Source organism: Ruegeria sp. BB9, from assembly GCF_056539345.1.
On record NZ_JBQFUU010000005.1, the window covers coordinates 65701 to 81337 of the forward strand.

General features: G+C 59.2%; 17 protein-coding genes. 11 read left to right on the forward strand and 6 right to left on the reverse strand.

Annotation, left to right across the window (positions count from 1 at the left end; genetic code table 11):
- The first annotated feature begins 18 nt into the window (after positions 1-18).
- The 6 genes from ACR0FC_RS15985 to ACR0FC_RS16010 are packed head-to-tail and all read left to right on the forward strand — an operon-like array spanning position 19 to position 6166.
- On the forward strand, positions 19-1137 hold the full coding sequence (locus ACR0FC_RS15985; RefSeq protein ID WP_170342485.1) for a hypothetical protein: 1119 nt from the start codon (positions 19-21) through the stop codon (positions 1135-1137).
- 21 nt (positions 1138-1158) lie between these two features.
- Entirely contained in the window at positions 1159-3090 is a 1932-nt protein-coding gene (locus ACR0FC_RS15990) for an AAA family ATPase (RefSeq protein ID WP_170342484.1), read from the forward strand.
- The gene (locus ACR0FC_RS15995; protein WP_170342482.1) at positions 3091-3906 is read left to right on the forward strand and encodes a hypothetical protein; all 816 of its coding nucleotides are present in this window, start codon (positions 3091-3093) and stop codon (positions 3904-3906) included.
- On the forward strand, positions 3906-5243 hold the full coding sequence (locus ACR0FC_RS16000) for a DUF6638 family protein (protein ID WP_170342480.1): 1338 nt from the start codon (positions 3906-3908) through the stop codon (positions 5241-5243). The genes ACR0FC_RS15995 and ACR0FC_RS16000 overlap by 1 nt, the downstream gene beginning before the upstream one ends.
- Position 5244: 1 nt before the next feature.
- Positions 5245-5511, forward strand: coding sequence for a hypothetical protein (locus ACR0FC_RS16005; protein WP_093963662.1), 267 nt, complete (start codon positions 5245-5247; stop codon positions 5509-5511).
- A gap of 10 nt (positions 5512-5521) precedes the next feature.
- The gene (locus tag ACR0FC_RS16010; RefSeq protein ID WP_093963661.1) at positions 5522-6166 is read left to right on the forward strand and encodes a DUF1523 family protein; all 645 of its coding nucleotides are present in this window, start codon (positions 5522-5524) and stop codon (positions 6164-6166) included.
- A 50-nt stretch (positions 6167-6216) separates the two neighbouring features.
- Here ACR0FC_RS16010 and ACR0FC_RS16015 read toward each other — a convergent pair whose 3' ends face one another.
- The 6 genes from ACR0FC_RS16015 to ACR0FC_RS16040 all read right to left on the reverse strand — a co-directional run bounded on the left by ACR0FC_RS16015 (position 6217) and on the right by ACR0FC_RS16040 (position 13459).
- On the reverse strand, positions 6217-7311 hold the full coding sequence (locus ACR0FC_RS16015; protein ID WP_170342478.1) for a flagellar basal body P-ring protein FlgI: 1095 nt from the start codon (positions 7309-7311) through the stop codon (positions 6217-6219).
- Complete coding sequence (locus ACR0FC_RS16020) at positions 7308-8315, reverse strand: flagellin (protein WP_170342476.1); 1008 nt, start codon at positions 8313-8315, stop codon at positions 7308-7310. The genes ACR0FC_RS16015 and ACR0FC_RS16020 overlap by 4 nt, the downstream gene beginning before the upstream one ends.
- A gap of 2 nt (positions 8316-8317) precedes the next feature.
- A complete protein-coding gene (gene flgK, locus ACR0FC_RS16025) occupies positions 8318-9763 on the reverse strand; it encodes a flagellar hook-associated protein FlgK (protein ID WP_170342474.1) in 1446 nt (481 codons plus the stop codon).
- 32 nt (positions 9764-9795) lie between these two features.
- The gene (locus ACR0FC_RS16030) at positions 9796-11091 is read right to left on the reverse strand and encodes a flagellar hook protein FlgE (protein ID WP_170342472.1); all 1296 of its coding nucleotides are present in this window, start codon (positions 11089-11091) and stop codon (positions 9796-9798) included.
- Between the two features lie 97 nt (positions 11092-11188).
- Positions 11189-12028 (reverse strand): flagellar motor protein MotB, encoded by an 840-nt coding sequence (locus tag ACR0FC_RS16035; RefSeq protein WP_170342470.1) that lies wholly within the window; start codon positions 12026-12028, stop codon positions 11189-11191.
- A 93-nt stretch (positions 12029-12121) separates the two neighbouring features.
- Positions 12122-13459, reverse strand: a complete 1338-nt coding sequence (locus ACR0FC_RS16040; RefSeq protein ID WP_170342469.1) for a FliI/YscN family ATPase — start codon at positions 13457-13459, stop codon at positions 12122-12124.
- A gap of 87 nt (positions 13460-13546) precedes the next feature.
- Here ACR0FC_RS16040 and ACR0FC_RS16045 point away from each other — a divergent pair, with 87 nt between their 5' ends.
- From ACR0FC_RS16045 to ACR0FC_RS16065, 5 genes are read left to right on the forward strand one after another with little or no spacing between them, the layout of a single operon-like run.
- Positions 13547-13936 carry a FlgB family protein gene (locus ACR0FC_RS16045; protein ID WP_170342467.1) on the forward strand — a complete coding sequence of 130 codons (390 nt, stop codon included), beginning with the start codon at positions 13547-13549 and terminating at the stop codon, positions 13934-13936.
- A 10-nt stretch (positions 13937-13946) separates the two neighbouring features.
- A complete protein-coding gene (gene flgC / locus ACR0FC_RS16050) occupies positions 13947-14333 on the forward strand; it encodes a flagellar basal body rod protein FlgC (RefSeq protein ID WP_170342465.1) in 387 nt (128 codons plus the stop codon).
- Between the two features lie 12 nt (positions 14334-14345).
- A complete protein-coding gene (gene fliE / locus ACR0FC_RS16055) occupies positions 14346-14636 on the forward strand; it encodes a flagellar hook-basal body complex protein FliE (RefSeq protein ID WP_170342463.1) in 291 nt (96 codons plus the stop codon).
- 3 nt (positions 14637-14639) lie between these two features.
- A complete protein-coding gene (locus ACR0FC_RS16060; protein ID WP_093963653.1) occupies positions 14640-14912 on the forward strand; it encodes a flagellar biosynthetic protein FliQ in 273 nt (90 codons plus the stop codon).
- Entirely contained in the window at positions 14912-15622 is a 711-nt protein-coding gene (locus ACR0FC_RS16065) for a flagellar hook-basal body complex protein (protein WP_170342461.1), read from the forward strand. The genes ACR0FC_RS16060 and ACR0FC_RS16065 overlap by 1 nt, the downstream gene beginning before the upstream one ends.
- Positions 15623-15637: the final 15 nt, after the last annotated feature.

Below are 15637 nucleotides of genomic sequence, written 5' to 3' on the forward strand. Positions count from 1 at the left end.
TGCTGCTGAGAGCCGCCAATGACTAACCCCACCCAAGACCATGTCGGTCTGACCGACACCTTCGCCTCGCGCCGCTATTTCCGCAAATTCGAGGTGATCACCGTCCACCTCCTGCGCGTGGCCGCGACGATGGAGGCGGAGGGCGCGATCAGCAAGCAAGAGGTGCGGATTATTTCGCGTTACCTCTCGGGGTTGCTCTACACCTTCCGCGCGCTGAGCATGAAATACCTGCTGGTCGGGCGTGATACCGGGCGGTTCTTTGGCAGCCTCGCCATGGACAAGCGCGACAGCGGGTTTCCGGTGGCGGCCGAGTTGCTGACCATGGCCAATGACGCGCAGCAGGCGCAGGTACATCTGGCGAATATGCCCTCGGAAGATGACCTGAAAACCGAGATGGTGCGGACCATCATCAGCGACAGGGAAATCCCCACCAAGCTGCAATTCGCGCTGTCGCAAAGACTCTATTACGAGGAATTGCTGAAAGGTCAGTTGTTCTGGGCCCGCAATGATCCGGAGTGCCATTGGATCGAGACCGAGGGCGAACGTAGGAAATTCCTGATTCATTGGGCGGTCTATGACAGCCAGATCAACCTGCCGGTCATCTACCTGATGCAGTTGGAGGACAGCGGCAAAACTGCCCTGCCCAAGGATCAACGCCGCTGGCCTGAAGTGCAGGCGCATCTGATGGCGCAATCCTTGGCCGGGCTGAAACTGGTGACCATCGCCAAAGGCTTCGATCAGGATTTCGACGACCTGCACCCCAAACACCTACGCCGCATTCATGTGGGTCCGATGTATTCCTCGGCTTATACCGAGCAGTCCGGCCCTCTGCGGCAGGTGCTGGAAGACGCGCAAGCCCCCGCGGGGCAGGACTGGGCACTGGCCTGGACCACCGAAGAGCTGCACAGCGAAGAGGTGATCGAAGAACGCGCCGGATGGTTCTCGACCGTCGAGCGCGAGGTCTTTGCGTTGGACCCCTTCGGCGGACAGGGGGCCGAGACCGGGGCCACACGCACCCAGCGCTCGATAATCCTTCCGCAGCGTCCGTTCCAGGTTCTGGCCGAACGCAATCCGCCGGGCTTTGCAGATGTGCGCAAATTCGTGGTCAGCAAGTCCGGGCAGGTGTTGCGATATTGATAATACAAAGGCGATTTTGAAATGAGTTTGACATCAGACCAGATGGAATTGCGCGAAGACGATATTCGCAAGCACTATCCTGCCGCCACCGCATTGCTGAACGGGTTTGAGCATGCGCCGCGTATAGCCAAACCCGCCGAGGCCGCCGTCGAACGGTCCCCCGGTGTGTCGACGGGGCGGCGGTTTCGGTCGACCACGCCGGGGTTGGTAACCCGCCGCACTGCCCGGGCCGATGGGGTGCATCTGGTCGAACGGATCGAGGCCGCGGATGACGGCGATGCGCTGGTGTCCCCACAGCAGGCGACCACACAGCAGGCGATCCGCCGGGCGATTGCCATCGCTTTAACCGTGGCCGAAACCTATGCCGACCAGACCCCGCTGGCCGATCTGAAACGCGCCAATCTGGCCGGAGATCTTGCCGCCGCGCGCAAGACCGAATTCTCGGATCTGCTGACCGCCGAAGCGTTGACCACCTTGCACACCTTCGGCAATGCGTTGGCCTATCTGATGTCCTCGCATCTGGGGGAGGCCACGGTCGAAATCGGTGAAATCGAAGAGGTCCTGACAGACAACGGCCAACTCGCCCTGCACGGTGCCCTGTGGGAGCTGGATCAGGTTCTGGCCAAGCACGCGCCCGATGATGCCCATCTGATCGCGGCCACCAGTGCCTATGCAGAGCAACTGATGGAAAAAGCTGCTCTGCGCGCGCAAACGGCTGGCCATCTGGCCCCGTTCCAGAACGCCGCCTGGCATATCGAGGCCGACGATCTGACGATCCGGGGATTTGAGCCCGCGTCGAAGGCCAAATCCACCACGCTCACCATGACGTTCAAGAAACCGAACGAGGTGGTGGGCAATCATATCGCCAAGTATCAGGCCATGAAGCTAGCCAAGATGCTGATGGCTTATGATTTTGACCGCCGCCTGAATCCGTTCGCGGAGCTTGGCGGATTCATCTTTACCTTCATGGGCGACGGCAAGCCGGGCACCGGCAAGACGACCCTGATCCAGATGATGGCCGGGCTGATTAATGACTACTGCCAGAACGCGGGCTATCCATTCCGCTATCAGAACCTGAGCACCGACAATATCGACAGCTATCAGGGAAAATCCGGCCAGAATGCCAAGGCGTTCATCAACACGATCATCGACCCCTCGGTCATCGGTTTTGGCACGATCGACGATATCGATCAGCTGGCGGGCAAACGGGGCGACCGGCAGTCCAGCGCGGGCCAGCTGGAAATCACCGCCGTGCTGATGGAGAGCTTTGCTGGGGCCAACACCGTGGTGCGCGGCAACTGCACCTTTGGCATGTTCTCGAACTACCCCGAGAATGTGGACGACGCCCTGCGCCAGCGGGCGGGTGCGCGGTTCCTGGTGGACGGGCCGCAAACACGCGAGGATTACATCGACATCCTGCACCTGCTGATGGGGCGCAACCACGACATCCCGCTGGGTGAACACGAAGCCTATGCCGCGCAGGAAATCAAAAAGGCCGTCGCCGCCAGTTTCGAAAGCCACTCGCGCCCGCACGAGGACGCGTTGCTGCGGGTCTATGAGCGTGTTTCTGGCCAGATCGGCCAGATGGATACGATCGCCAAGCTGGGCACCTACCTCAAGGCGATCCAGCAGGCGGATGAGCGTTTTACCGGTCGCGCGATCAAGAACATCACCGACGCAGTCAAGGTCCGCGCGATGGATTTCGAACTGCCCGACGAATGGATCGAAAACCCCGACCTGTTCCTGTTCCGCGACTACGACACCAAGAAAGCCATGATCGAGGACCTGCGCCAGCCGATCACGGTGGAAATGGTGATCCAGGAGATCAACCGCTACGCCGACAGCGAGTTCCGATATGCCGACAAGAGCGACGAGGTCGCCATCGAAAACGCCGTCCGCGAGATGGGCTGGATGGAAGAGGCCAAGCGGCGGTATCTGGAGGGGAAGGCATAAATGGACGCTACAGAACGACCCAGTTTCTGGCGTTTCGACAACCCCATCATGTGGGCTTGCATCGCTTCAATGGGTTTCATCGCATTGATAGTTTGGTTTGGGCTGGCCCCGACTTGCAATCATGAACTGTTTCCAGAAGGCGATTGCCCTCCAAAGTGGCGACACCTCTACGCTGCTCCCCCCAATGAGGTGGGAGACACATTGGCAGGTTTGGCGGGTGTTCTAGCGTTCATTTGGTTAATTGCGACTGTTTTGTTGCAATCCGTTGAGCTTGGAGAACAGCGTCGTGTTCTAGCATTACAAAAGGAGGAGATGGAAGAACAGCGAAAAGCGACTCAAGACATGGCTAGGTCGATGAGCGTACAGGCAACAATTTTCGAGGAAGAACAAGAACAGCGCAGAAGAGCCTATTCGAAAGACGAAATTACGGCGGTAGTTTCTGCAATCGTTACGCATGCTGAGATTATCGATGACGAAGTACTCTGGAGTTTCGATTTACCAAATGCGATAGGTTACGTCGTCGTCAGCCAGCCATTCAGAAGTGAAAACTCTTTAAAAGTCAGGCATTTTGTTGCTTCTCTACAAACGACACTCCAAACCCTCAGTCGTTATGTCAATGAAGGGCCACTTGTTGAGCGCCCAGAAAAAAAGCGGTTTCTGGAACTAATCGAAAACGTTCGAAGGCTGGAAGAACTTGGTAACGAGTTGGCGGGTGATCAAAAGATTCGAATTCAATACCTCCGAATACCTGAGTTTCGTAAAATTTTAGGCTCTTTGCTAGCTTTAGATATTTGGAAGCAGGAGGATACGCATTAATGATCCGCCTCATCGAAAAAGGCCTGATGTTCGGCAACCTCGTCCACATCTCCAGCCCGGCTCTGGTCGAGCGGTATAACCGCGCGCTGCAGCATCTGGCGGGCAAGACCACGGCGCTGACGGATTTCCATGTTGATATCTCGGGTTATTCGCCGGAGGTGGGGATTGAGCTGGACGACCCGCTCTACCTCAACCCCAACGGGGTTAACCGGCAGTTCATTCTGCTGACGACCGAACAGAAACGCGCGCCGCTGCTGAACGTCAAATTCTCGACCTCGCGCGATATCCTACGCGAATTCATCGAGATGAACGAGGCGCAGTTGTTCGCCCTGACCGCCACCGATGCGGTGGCCGGAGAATTGGTGAACTCTGTCTTCAAACTCACCACCCCGCGCGACCTGCTGAACCTGCGCAAGATTGAGATCGAGGCCGACACCGTGGGCGGCACTCTGCGCAAGGCCGAGCAGCTGGCGGGCATGGTCGAACAGTTCAAAACCGAAGAAGACGCGTGGTTCGACGATGTGCTGATCGCGAAGATGATCGAAACGGCGAAAGAAACCGGCGACGTCACCCGCAACCCTGTCCGGCTGCGCCACACGGTGTTTGAACAGCGCAACTTCTGGACGGCGCATTTCGGCGGCATGTATCTGTTCCCGGATCTGGATCACCCGGCGGCGATCTGCATGGGTGAAAGGCCAGAGGATTTGCCGATCAAATATGTCTTTGATCCGTCGCAGCGAAACCAGATTGCCAAATTTCTGAATTACAACGATCTGGTCGAGCCAATCGTCAAGGCCCGCGGCGTGGATGCCGCCGCGATCCTGCAACAGAAGATGGATTTTCTGACCGTTGACGCCGCCGCGGATGCGGGCATTGATCTGACCGGGCTGGACCGCAGCGACATGCGGCGTTTGGCGCGCAATCACGCGGATCGCTTGCCCGAAGCCTATCATGGCCTCGCGCAATTGTTGCGCTGGGCGACCGATGGCGGGCCTTGGCCGCGTATCACCTCGGATCATCCGGCCTATTTCTATTCGCTGCGCGCCGCCAATACCCTGAACCGCGATCTTGTGAATATGCTGCTGGCCGAGCTTGCCCCGCTGGACCCGCGCCAGATGTTCATTTGCCACAAGGAACTGTTCTACCGTACCTATGGTGGCTGGTCGGAGCCGAAAAAGGCCTATGTGGCCGAGTTTCTTGCCCGTGAATATCAAGTGGACAAGGCCGGGGCCCGCGCCGCACTGTTCGGGCATGAACCCGACATGAGCGGCGAGGACCGGGTCAGCGAGGCGGTGATCGCACGGGTCGGCCCTTGGGGCGCGGTAAGGAAAGAGTGATATGTTCGGAGCAATGCGCCTGTTTCTCGGTCTGCTCGTCGTTCAGACGATTGCCTACTTTGCCTTGTCTCTTTACTCGCGCCGTGTCCGGCGACAAAAGCTTGAGACATGGTGGGAAGAGAAGGGCAAGACCGGCAACAAGGAAGCCTTCGTCGAACGCGGATTGCACGTCTATGACAATTCGTTCCGTCGCAAACTGATCTTGGGTGTTTATATCGTGCCTTGGGTGGCGATCGCCGCGCTGATCTATGTCGTGAACTACATGTGAGGTTTTGGGAATGGTCTACATCAAATGGGCGTTCATCCTGATTTTCTGGATCACGCTGGGTGCGATCCTGCAATACTCGCTGCCGCAGCACGACATTGTCCGCATCGTGAACACCTACGAAGAGCGGCAGGATCTGACGGATTGGACCCGCATTTTCTGGTCCGAGCCCGATGATCAGTCGACCAGCCTTTCGAACCGCGATGTGCAGTTCATCCAAGCCGTGCGGGCGAACGGCAAGCCGATCGTCTATCGGAACGAAGATACCAGCTGGGGTTGGCCACCCTATTTCAAGTTCGATACCGCCAACCTTTACACCGAAGCCAACGACGCAATCTCGGACAAGGATGATCCGGATTGGGTTGTCGTGACCCACTACGGCTGGCGCAACGAGTTTCTGTCGATCTTCCCGAACGCCATTTTCATCAAACATGTCGAAGGACCGGACGTCCGCATCATTCCCTGGTTCAACATCATTTTCCTGACCGTGTTCTTTGCCATCGTCTGGGCGCTTTGGGTGCGTTGGCGCAGGTTCCGCGAAGCCCGCATCGACCCCATGCTTGAAAGCGTCGAGGATGGTCTCTACGCCGCTGGGGATGCAATCGATGAGCGAAGATCCAGCTTCCGGCGCTGGCTGGACAGTTGGAAGTCAAAATAGGTCAGAACCGGAAACCTGTCTGACCATCGGCTACCCGCCTATACGCACAGCTATCTGACGACAAACTCGGCATGAAGGGCCCCGGCCGCTTTGATGGTTTTGAGGATGTCGATCATATCCCGCGGGGACACGCCCAACGCGTTCAGGCCGGCAACCACCTGCGACAGCGTCGTCGCTTCGGGTATTTCTGCCAACCCGGTGCCGGCGTCCTCCTCAATCCCTGCGATGGTTCGTGGAACAACAACGGTCTCCCCTCTGGCAAAGGGGTTGGGCTGAACGGCGATCGGAGATTCCTCTACGCGAAGTGTCAGGTTGCCTTGGGAAACCGCGACACGTGAGATTCGGACCTCCTGCCCCATGACGATTGTGCCGGAGCGCTGATCAACAACCACGCGAGCCTTGGTTTCGGGTTCAATCAGGATGTTTTCGATCCGGCCGATCGCATGCGCGGTGGAAGGAGCCCGCGTTTCCGGGATGCTCAATTCCACCGTGCCCGAGTCGCGCATGACCGCAACTGCGCGATTGAACTCGCGGTTGATGGCCGCTTCGATCCGACCGGCGGTCGTAAAGTCCGGCTCGCGCAGGGCCAACCGCAATTGGGAAAGACCTGACAGTTCAAAATCGATCTCCTGCTCGACCCGGGCTCCGGCGGGGACGACACCGGATGTCGGCACCCCTTGAACAACCGATGCAGCGTCGCCCTCGGCGACTGCACCACCTGCCAGAACTGTGCCCTGCGCAACTGCATAGATCTGCCCATCCGCGGCGTTCAAGGGTGTCATGACGAGGGTGCCGCCCAGCAGGCTTTTGGAATCTCCGATCGCCGAAACGGTCACATCGATCTGCCCACCAACCCGCGCAAAGGGCGGAAGGGTGGCGGTGACAAGAACGGCGGCGACATTCTTGGGGCGAAAGTCCTCGCCAGTGACGTTTACGCCCAACCGTTCAAGTATGTTCGACATGATTTCTTCGGTGAACGGGGAATTGCGCAACCCGTCACCGGTTCCGTTCAGTCCAACGACAAGGCCATATCCCACCAGATCATTGCCGCGTACACCGTCAAAATTCACCAGATCCTTGAGCCGAACAGCCCCGGAAACCGCCACCGAAGGCAGCATGATCAGAAGGAAGGCCAGAAGTCTCATCTCAGGAAATTCACCAATGATAGGGTCGAATTGCGGACGGTGACCGAATAGAGGCTTTCAAGCTGGAACTGCACGGTCTGCAGGTGTGCTGCGGTTTCGTAGGGATCGGCGGCGACAAGTTCGTTGCGCGCGTATTCAAAACTGGTCCTGGCCGCAGCATTTCGTGTTTCGGCCTGTTCGATGCGGGCTTGCGCCGCTCCGATCTGAGCGCGCATCGTCACGACGTCATCCTTGGTGTTGGCCAGAGCCACGCCCAGATCGGTGAACAAGGCAGTTTGCAGGTCTGGTGGCCATCCCAGCGCGCCCTCCGTTGCCAGCGCCGCAAGCGCGACATCGCGCAATCCATCCCGAAGTTTCGGATCATTGGACGTGAACTGCATGTTCACCCGCTCGGTTTCCGAAATCTGCATAGGTGCGAGGGTCGTGTTGGAACCGTTGTACATGACCGCCTCAAACCCGGCAGGATCATTGAACCAATCTTCAGCCACCTGGCGAATATCGGTCAGGGTTGTCAGCCCCGCCAATTCGGTTCGCAGAGCAGCCAGTAGCGTGTCCGTCGACTGCAGCGGAGAGGCGTCCGTGGCGGTTCCCGCGAACAAGCTGCGGCCACCGACCCGCGTGTTCAGTGAAGAAATCATCGTGTCCAGTTCGTTGCGCGCCTGAGCCGAGGCCTGAGCATGCGATGTTGCTTGGTTGGATGTCCCAAACGCGAGCAGAGAAGCCGAAACCTCGCCAATCGAGGTTTCAAACGTCTCGAGGCTGATCTGAGTGGCATCAGCAAACAGATCTGCCTCGGCGGTCGCCGTAGAGAAGGCGTCCAGCTGTGCAATTTTTCGATCCAGGTCCAGCAAATGCGAGTAATCGCCATTGAGACGTCCAGAAATGTCAGCGGTTTTTCCCGTGGACATTTCATAGGACAGGGTTTCGATCTGCGTTTTGATCTCGGTGCTGCGCGCGCGCAAGGTCAGACCGCGGGCCAGATCACCAATCGAATTCAAGGTCATGGTTACATCCTCAGCAGCAAATCCATCAATTCGTCGACAACAGTGATGATCCGCGCATTGGCGGCATAGGCCTGTTCAATCTGCATCATGCGCTGCAATTCGGTGTCACTGTCCACGCCCTGCTCGGCCACTAACTGCTCCATTTGGAGTTGCGCGTTGGCTGCGTAGCTTTGGCGCGACAGAGCGGTATGGGCAGCTGTGCCTGCTTTGGACAAAAGCGCCGCCGACACCTCACTGGCCCGCAGGGTCCCAGTGCCGAAAGCCGGGGCAGGGCGTGGCGTGGTCAATACGGCGCCAAAAGCCTGCAGCTGGGTTGCCTCGCCGGGGTCGTTGGGTGCAACGGCCCCCAACCCCGCGCGCAGTTTCCAACTGTCGCCGCCGGCATCAGGATCGACAATCGGGTTGAGCTCAAGACGGGACGCGAGCCCCGCCGGCGCCGTGGCATCGAAACGGGCACCGGCATCGGTGAACAAGCCCAGATCAGTCGGCATCGCGGTCGGGTCCAGGCCGGCAGTTTCGAACCGTTCGATCAGATCGCGCGCGACTGCGTCGAGGTCCTCATGCGCGTCGATGGCCAACACGTCGCGAATGTCAAACTGGGCTGCCAGAGCGCCGCCGCGGATTTGTGCGGAATCACCGGATGTGCGGACTGGCCGTCCATTGAGTTCGAGCCCGGACAGCAGCCCGTTTCCCGCGGTCATGTGCGGTTTGGTATCACCGGTGACCGAGAACGCGAACTCTGCGGCTGATCCTTCCAGAAGTATCAGCCCACCGTCGGAAAACAGTGAGACGCGGTTGTTGTCGCGCGCCACGACATTGACTGGAACCAGCTGGTTGACTTGGTCAATGAGAACCTGGCGTTGATCCAGCAACCCATTGACATCGCCGCCTGCGTTCTCAACAGCCGAGATCTTGGCATTCAATGCTTCGATATCTTTCAGGGTCGTATTCAGTGTTTCGACATACGTCCCGATTGCTCGGTCCGCGTCAGAACGCATCTTGCTGAGGCCGTCGGACGCCGTATTCAGATCGGCAACCAGATACCCAGCTGCGCGCGCCGCCAGATCTAGACGCTCGACCGAGCCGGGATTGCTTGCGGCCGTGATCAAGCTGTTCTCGAATGCGCCCAAAGATACCGCGATCGATCTGCCGTCATCGGGGGTACCGACCAATGCTTCGAATTGCGAGTAAAATTCAGAGATTGCCGAGGCCGCCGCGTTATCCGCTGTTGCCGCGCGCAGGTTCGCCATCAGAACAGGGTCTTGATGGCGGGTGATTCCCACGACCCTGACGCCGTTGCCGGAAATAGAGTTGGTGGTCAGCTCCAAGGTCCGCTTGGCGTAGCCGGGCGTCAGCGCATTGGCTATGTTGCCCGAGACGACGGCGGCGCCGTGGCTGGCCGCGCCCAGCCCACCCAGCGCGTTATTCAGGGCCGTTGACATGCTCATGAGGCCGCTCCTTTCCGCTTTGCAGGTTCAGATCAGCGCTTGATGTTGGTTGTTTCCTGCAACATCTCGTCGACTGTCTGGATCACCTTTGCGCTTGACGAATAGGCGCGCTGGGTTTGGATCATCGACGTCAGTTCAGTCGCAACGTCGGTCGTCGATTCTTCGCGCGCGAAGGAAATCAATTCTCCCGTCGGACCTTCGCCGGCATCCCACAGGAAATAAGTTCCACTGTCGCGTGACGGCGCATATGTCTGGCTGTCGAGTGCGGTCAGCCCATTCGGGTTGGGGACGTCCGCCAACGGTATCTGATACATCCGACGGGTGACACCCGTGTCATACAGCGCGTAGACGTATCCGTTTTCATCGACCTGAACGCTGGACATGGTTCCGACTGCGGATCCGTCCCGGGTGATCGAAACTGGCGCAAACGTGTCAGAGAGTTGAGTGATTCCGTCGCTGTCACCGATCAGGCCGATATTGACCTCCATCGGGCCGCCGGCGACGTTGACGACAAAGCTGCCGGTGGTCGGATCATAGGTGCCACCGGACACGGTGGTCACACTGGCAAGGGTACCGCCTGCCGTTCTGCTGTCCGTAAATGTCAGCGTATATTCACCGATCACGGTTCCGCCCGAAGCCGAATCGCGCAAGATCATCGTCCATTCGTTGCTGGACCCGGTGGCCGGCACAGTCGGGATCAGTTCGATATCGACATTCTCGGGTTTGCCCAAATTGTCGAAATATTCTACGGACAAGGGCTGCGTGTCACCAGGTGCGCCGGCATCGGTGGCCGTGGCGGGCAGGTTCATGCGCAGGTTCATTGCGGTGGTCGGCGAGCCGGACAGTTGATTGACGCTGAGTTGAACCGGCTGCAATGCTGCGGGTGTGTCGCGCGAAACGTTGGGAATGGACCCATCGGCGTTGGCGGGCCAACCCAGCAGCACAAGTCCGGACTCGGTAACCAGATATCCTTCCGCATTGGTTCGGAAGGATCCGGTGGTGGTCAGAAGCATTTCGTTTGAATCGGTGCCGATCTGGGAACTTGGGCGAACCGGCAGCATGCCCCGGCCGCGCACGGCCAGGTCGGTTGAGTTGTTGGTGGTAACCAGCGAGCCGCGCTGATCGATCAGACGCTGGCTGGTGGTCCGGACGCCGCCCGCCGAATAGCTTCCGCCCTGGCCCGACGTCACCATCGAATGAAAATCCGTCTCAACCCGCTTGTAGCCGTAGGTCGAAGAGTTGGCGATATTGTCCGATATGGTCGCCAACCTGTTCGCGTTGGCCTTCAGGCTGGCCACACCGGCATTCAGCGAAGAGGAAATTGTCATCGGCACGCCCTTCTGTTGCGTCAATCGTTCCCGCAACAGCTAACGCGCTGGGCCTTAACAGCGCGCTAACAAGTAAAATGCCAGATATCCACCGATCTCAGGGATTGCGCAGAAACACGATCTCGATCCGGTTGTTGCGGGCTGCCATCGGGTTTTTTACCGCCAGCTTGCGATCGGCATGACCCGTGACCCGTTCAAGCCGTTTGGCGCCGACCCCCTTGTCCTGAAGCATCTGCCGTACCACCTGCGCGCGCGAAGTCGACAGGTCCCACGACGGATTTCTGGCCAGAACCACCGGAGAGGAATGAACGTGACCCTCGACCGAGATGGAATTCGTCACCATGTCCGATGAACGTGCAACCAGCAGAACCAGTGCACGCATCATCTGGGTTGGAGAATCGGAACCTCCCTCGAACAGCGGCTCATCTTCGGTATCGAACAGTTCGACAATCAGTCCCTCGTCCGTCACCCGAGTGACAATATGCTTCAGGGCCTTTTTGGACACCATGCTTTCGCCGGACCGCCCCAGCAGTCGCGCCTCGAGCGACGAAAAGTCTTCGAACGCGCCGCGCCCGCCGCCATCGGCATCCACACCGGTCGATCCCCGTGCGCGTTTGGCCTCGGTCGGGTTCTTGTTCGTCGCTCCCGAGCCGTCCATCACCATGGTTTTCTCCGAGAACATATTGTCACCCCCAAAGGCCCCGTCGCCCCCGCCGGAAACGGGATTGATCGGAATTGTCGGAGAGAAGTAGTCCGCCAAACCCTTGCGTTGCTTTTCGGTCGTTGCGTTCAGCAGCCACATCAACATGAAGAACGCCATCATGGCCGTCACGAAGTCCGCATAAGCGACCTTCCAGGCGCCGCCGTGATGGCCATCGCCACCCGAAACGCGCTTCTTCTTGATGATGATCGGCGCCGCATTTGATTGCGCACCCATCTAAACCACCCTTTTTCACCCACCCATTGGATTAGCAGTCCGGGGATTAAGGGCGGCTTAATATATAAAACTGTTCAGCCTTTCCCGACCCGCTCATTGGGTCATCGCGGCGCTGGCCCGACGCAGGATGACCGAAAGGCGGTTGAAACTGTTCTGGATTCCGTCTGGATCGAGTTTGCCGAAAAAGCCATCAAGCTCGTCATGGATGCGAACCGCCTGATCCAGGAGGGGGTCAGTGCCCGGCGTGTACAGACCCGCCTTGATCATCACTTCCGACTGCTCATAGCTTCCGACCAGCCTGCGGGCTTCAGCGATCAGCTTGTTTTCCTCGGGTGTCGCCGCGGCCGGTAAAGAGCGCGAAACCGACCGGCTGAGCGCGATGGCTGGAAAGCGCCCTCGCTCGGCGATCTCGCGACTTAGCACGATATGCCCGTCAAGAACGCCGCGCAGGATGTCGGCCACCGGTTCATCCATGTCCGAACCCGCGACCAGAACACTGAACACGGCGGTGATGTCGCCCTGATCGGCGGTTCCCGGACCGGCGCGTTCACAAAGTCCGGCGATGATCGGTGTGACCGAAGGCGGAAACCCCCGCAGGGACGGGGCCTCACCCATGGCGACGGCGATCTCGCGATGCGCCTCGGCGAACCGGGTGACCGAGTCGCATAGAAACAGAACGCTCAGACCCTGATCCCGCAGAAACTCGGCCGCTGCCATCGCAGACCAGGCGCAGCGCCGGCGGGCCAGTGCTGATTGGTCGGACGTGGCCGCGACCACGATCGAGCGCCTCAGACCTTCGGCGCCCAACGCGGTCTCGACGAATTCATTCACCTCGCGCCCGCGTTCGCCTACCAGCGCGACGACCACGGCATCGGCTTGCATGGATCTGGCCAGCGTTGCCAGCAAACTTGATTTTCCCAAACCCGACCCCGCAAAGAGACCGACACGCTGCCCCTGGACGACCGGAAGCAGGGTGTTCAGAATCGCCAGCCCGGTGGCCATACGGTCTCCCAGCGGTTTGCGGTCGACGGCCCGGGGTGGCGCGGACATGACGTTGCGGGCCTGCGCCCCGGGCAGAAGCGGTTTGCCGTCCAGCGGTTTGCCGAACGGATCGACCACGCGACCAAGCCAATGCAAACCGGGTGCAAAAACCGGAGTCGGCTCAAGATAGACCCGGTCCCCCAGGCGCACGCCGTCAGGGGCTGCGCCAGGCAGCATGTGAACAGCGCCGGCCTCGACCTGCAACACTTCGCCGGCCAACGGTTGGTCGTGGCGTCGCTGCAAAATCAGATGGTCGCCGATGCGCGCTTGTTCTGCCAGCCCTTCGACCTCGATCACCCCACCGGAAACACCCGCGACCAGACCCATGTGCCGCACCGGAGAAAGTCGATCGAACTGGTACTTCAGAATCGAGGGATCGAGGTCGGACATGGCGTCGGCTCCAATTGGTTTCTGAAAACGGTTTCTAAAGGAATCGGGGTTAAGCCTTGATTGAAATTGATCGAGGGAGAAGCCCCGATGTTCTCGGACCTGAACGTCTTTACAGTTGCGTACGCCTTGGCAACCCACGCCGGACAACGGCAGGCCGTCATCTCGCGCAACATGGCCAACGCGGATACGCCCGGCTACCGGGCTCGCGATATTGAGCCTTTCGCGGAAGCCTTTGAGAAATCCAGTGCCACCAGCGCAATGAGCGCGACCCGCGAAGGGCATTTGAACGGTGTCGGGCCGGGCGGCATGACTTTGGCCGAACATATGCGCGGCGGCGCAGTCGATCCCAATGGCAATGGGGTTTCGCTTGAAGAAGAAATGCTGAATGCGGTCGAGGTCAAGCGACAGCATGACCGCGCGCTGGCCATCTACAAATCCTCGATCGGGATCCTGCGCACCGGTCTGGGCAAGGCGTGAGGAGACCGTCATGAGCGATTTCTCCAAATCCCTGGCCGTCACCGCCAGCGCGCTGCGGGCGGAAGCCGCGCGCCTGCGCCATGTTTCGGAAAACATCTCGAATGCGGACACTCCGGGTTACCGGCGCAAATCGGTTCCTTTCGAGACGGTGCAAAAAGACGGCACTGAATTGGTTCTGGCCGGTCGGGTCAGGCTGGACCGGCGGGCGTTGCCCCGGATCTATGATCCCAGTCACCCGATGGCGGATGCCAGCGGGTATTACTTAGGGTCCAATGTCGATCTGATGGTCGAGATCGCCGACGCGCGTGAAGCGCAACGCAGTTACGAAGCAAACCTCAAAATGTTCGACCAGACCCGGAAGATGTCGGCCAGCCTCATGGAATTGTTGAGAAAATAAAGGAAAGCCAGAATGGATACCCGATCGATCACCGCGGCTCAGAGCTATGCGCATGCCCGCCCGGCCACCCAAGCGGATCCGGGAACAAGTGGCGCTGCACAAGGGCTGCGCGCAACCTTTCAGGACTTTGCGGCAACCCTGAAACACAGCGAAGAGGTCGCCAATGCCGCCATGATTGGCCAAGCCGACCCACATGCCCTCGTGCAGGCACTGGCCCAGACCGAACTTGCTGTCGAAACAGCGGTTGTCGTGCGCAACAAGGTCGTTGAGGCCTACCAGGAAATTCTGCGGATGCCGGTCTGAACGATGCTCAGCGAAGGTCTGTTCTATGACGTCGTGCGTCAGGCCCTGTGGATTGCCGTGATCACGTCAGTTCCGATTCTGACGGTTGCGCTGGTCACGGGTTTGGCCGTGGGCCTGTTCCAGGCCTTGACGTCCATCCAAGAGATGACCCTGACCTTCGTTCCCAAGTTGGTGGCCATCGTCATCGTGTTCTGGGTCTCGATGGGGTTCATGACGCAGACGCTGGTCACATTCTTCACCTCGACACTGGTTCCGCTGATTGCAGGAGGCCGCTGATGGATACAGCCTACGTCACCTTGTCCCGTCAAACCGGGCTGATGAACGAAATGCGTCTGGTCGCGAACAATATCGCCAATGCGCACACGACGGGTTACCGCCAGCAGGGTTTGGTGTTTTCCGAGTTTGTGCGGGACCTTCCCGGCAGCCCCTCTCTGTCCATGAGCCGTGCTCAGGCACGCAACACGTCTTTTACGCAAGGCGTGCTGACGGAAACCGGTGGGCAATTCGATTTTGCAATCGAAGGCAGTGGATTTTTCTTGGTTGAAACTCCGTCCGGCAACCGTCTGACCCGGGCGGGCAGCTTTTCACCGGACGCCAATGGCGATCTGGTTACGATGGATGGGCACCGCGTACTGGACAGCAACGGGGCCCCAGTCTTCATTCCACCGGACGCAGCAACCATTGATGTGGGCGGCGACGGGACGCTCAGCGTGAATGGGCAGGTTTTGGGGCAGATCGGGGTGATTCAGCCCGCGGAAGGCACCGAGTTGGTGCGGGAAGGCAGTACCCTGTTCAAACCGGAAGGCGAGGTCGAGCCGGTCGAGCAGCCGGTGGTTCTCAACCGGTTTCTGGAGGGTTCGAACGTCAATGCCATCGGCCAAGTGGCCCGGCTGATCGAAATCCAGCGTGCCTACGAGCTGGGTCAGAGTTTTCTGGACGCCGAAGATGAAAGGGTCCGCGGCGCCTTGAAGACCTTGATGCGCTGATCTGAAACTGCAGGA

Coding starts and splice junctions, on each gene's coding strand:
- ACR0FC_RS15985 (WP_170342485.1), top strand. CDS start 19: ATGACTAACCCCACCCAAGACCATGTCGGTCTGACCGACACCTTCGCC.
- ACR0FC_RS15990 (WP_170342484.1), top strand. CDS start 1,159: ATGAGTTTGACATCAGACCAGATGGAATTGCGCGAAGACGATATTCGC.
- ACR0FC_RS15995 (WP_170342482.1), top strand. CDS start 3,091: ATGGACGCTACAGAACGACCCAGTTTCTGGCGTTTCGACAACCCCATC.
- ACR0FC_RS16000 (WP_170342480.1), top strand. CDS start 3,906: ATGATCCGCCTCATCGAAAAAGGCCTGATGTTCGGCAACCTCGTCCAC.
- ACR0FC_RS16005 (WP_093963662.1), top strand. CDS start 5,245: ATGTTCGGAGCAATGCGCCTGTTTCTCGGTCTGCTCGTCGTTCAGACG.
- ACR0FC_RS16010 (WP_093963661.1), top strand. CDS start 5,522: ATGGTCTACATCAAATGGGCGTTCATCCTGATTTTCTGGATCACGCTG.
- ACR0FC_RS16015 (WP_170342478.1), bottom strand. CDS start 7,311: ATGAGACTTCTGGCCTTCCTTCTGATCATGCTGCCTTCGGTGGCGGTT.
- ACR0FC_RS16020 (WP_170342476.1), bottom strand. CDS start 8,315: ATGACCTTGAATTCGATTGGTGATCTGGCCCGCGGTCTGACCTTGCGC.
- flgK (WP_170342474.1), bottom strand. CDS start 9,763: ATGAGCATGTCAACGGCCCTGAATAACGCGCTGGGTGGGCTGGGCGCG.
- ACR0FC_RS16030 (WP_170342472.1), bottom strand. CDS start 11,091: ATGACAATTTCCTCTTCGCTGAATGCCGGTGTGGCCAGCCTGAAGGCC.
- ACR0FC_RS16035 (WP_170342470.1), bottom strand. CDS start 12,028: ATGGGTGCGCAATCAAATGCGGCGCCGATCATCATCAAGAAGAAGCGC.
- ACR0FC_RS16040 (WP_170342469.1), bottom strand. CDS start 13,459: ATGTCCGACCTCGATCCCTCGATTCTGAAGTACCAGTTCGATCGACTT.
- ACR0FC_RS16045 (WP_170342467.1), top strand. CDS start 13,547: ATGTTCTCGGACCTGAACGTCTTTACAGTTGCGTACGCCTTGGCAACC.
- flgC (WP_170342465.1), top strand. CDS start 13,947: ATGAGCGATTTCTCCAAATCCCTGGCCGTCACCGCCAGCGCGCTGCGG.
- fliE (WP_170342463.1), top strand. CDS start 14,346: ATGGATACCCGATCGATCACCGCGGCTCAGAGCTATGCGCATGCCCGC.
- ACR0FC_RS16060 (WP_093963653.1), top strand. CDS start 14,640: ATGCTCAGCGAAGGTCTGTTCTATGACGTCGTGCGTCAGGCCCTGTGG.
- ACR0FC_RS16065 (WP_170342461.1), top strand. CDS start 14,912: ATGGATACAGCCTACGTCACCTTGTCCCGTCAAACCGGGCTGATGAAC.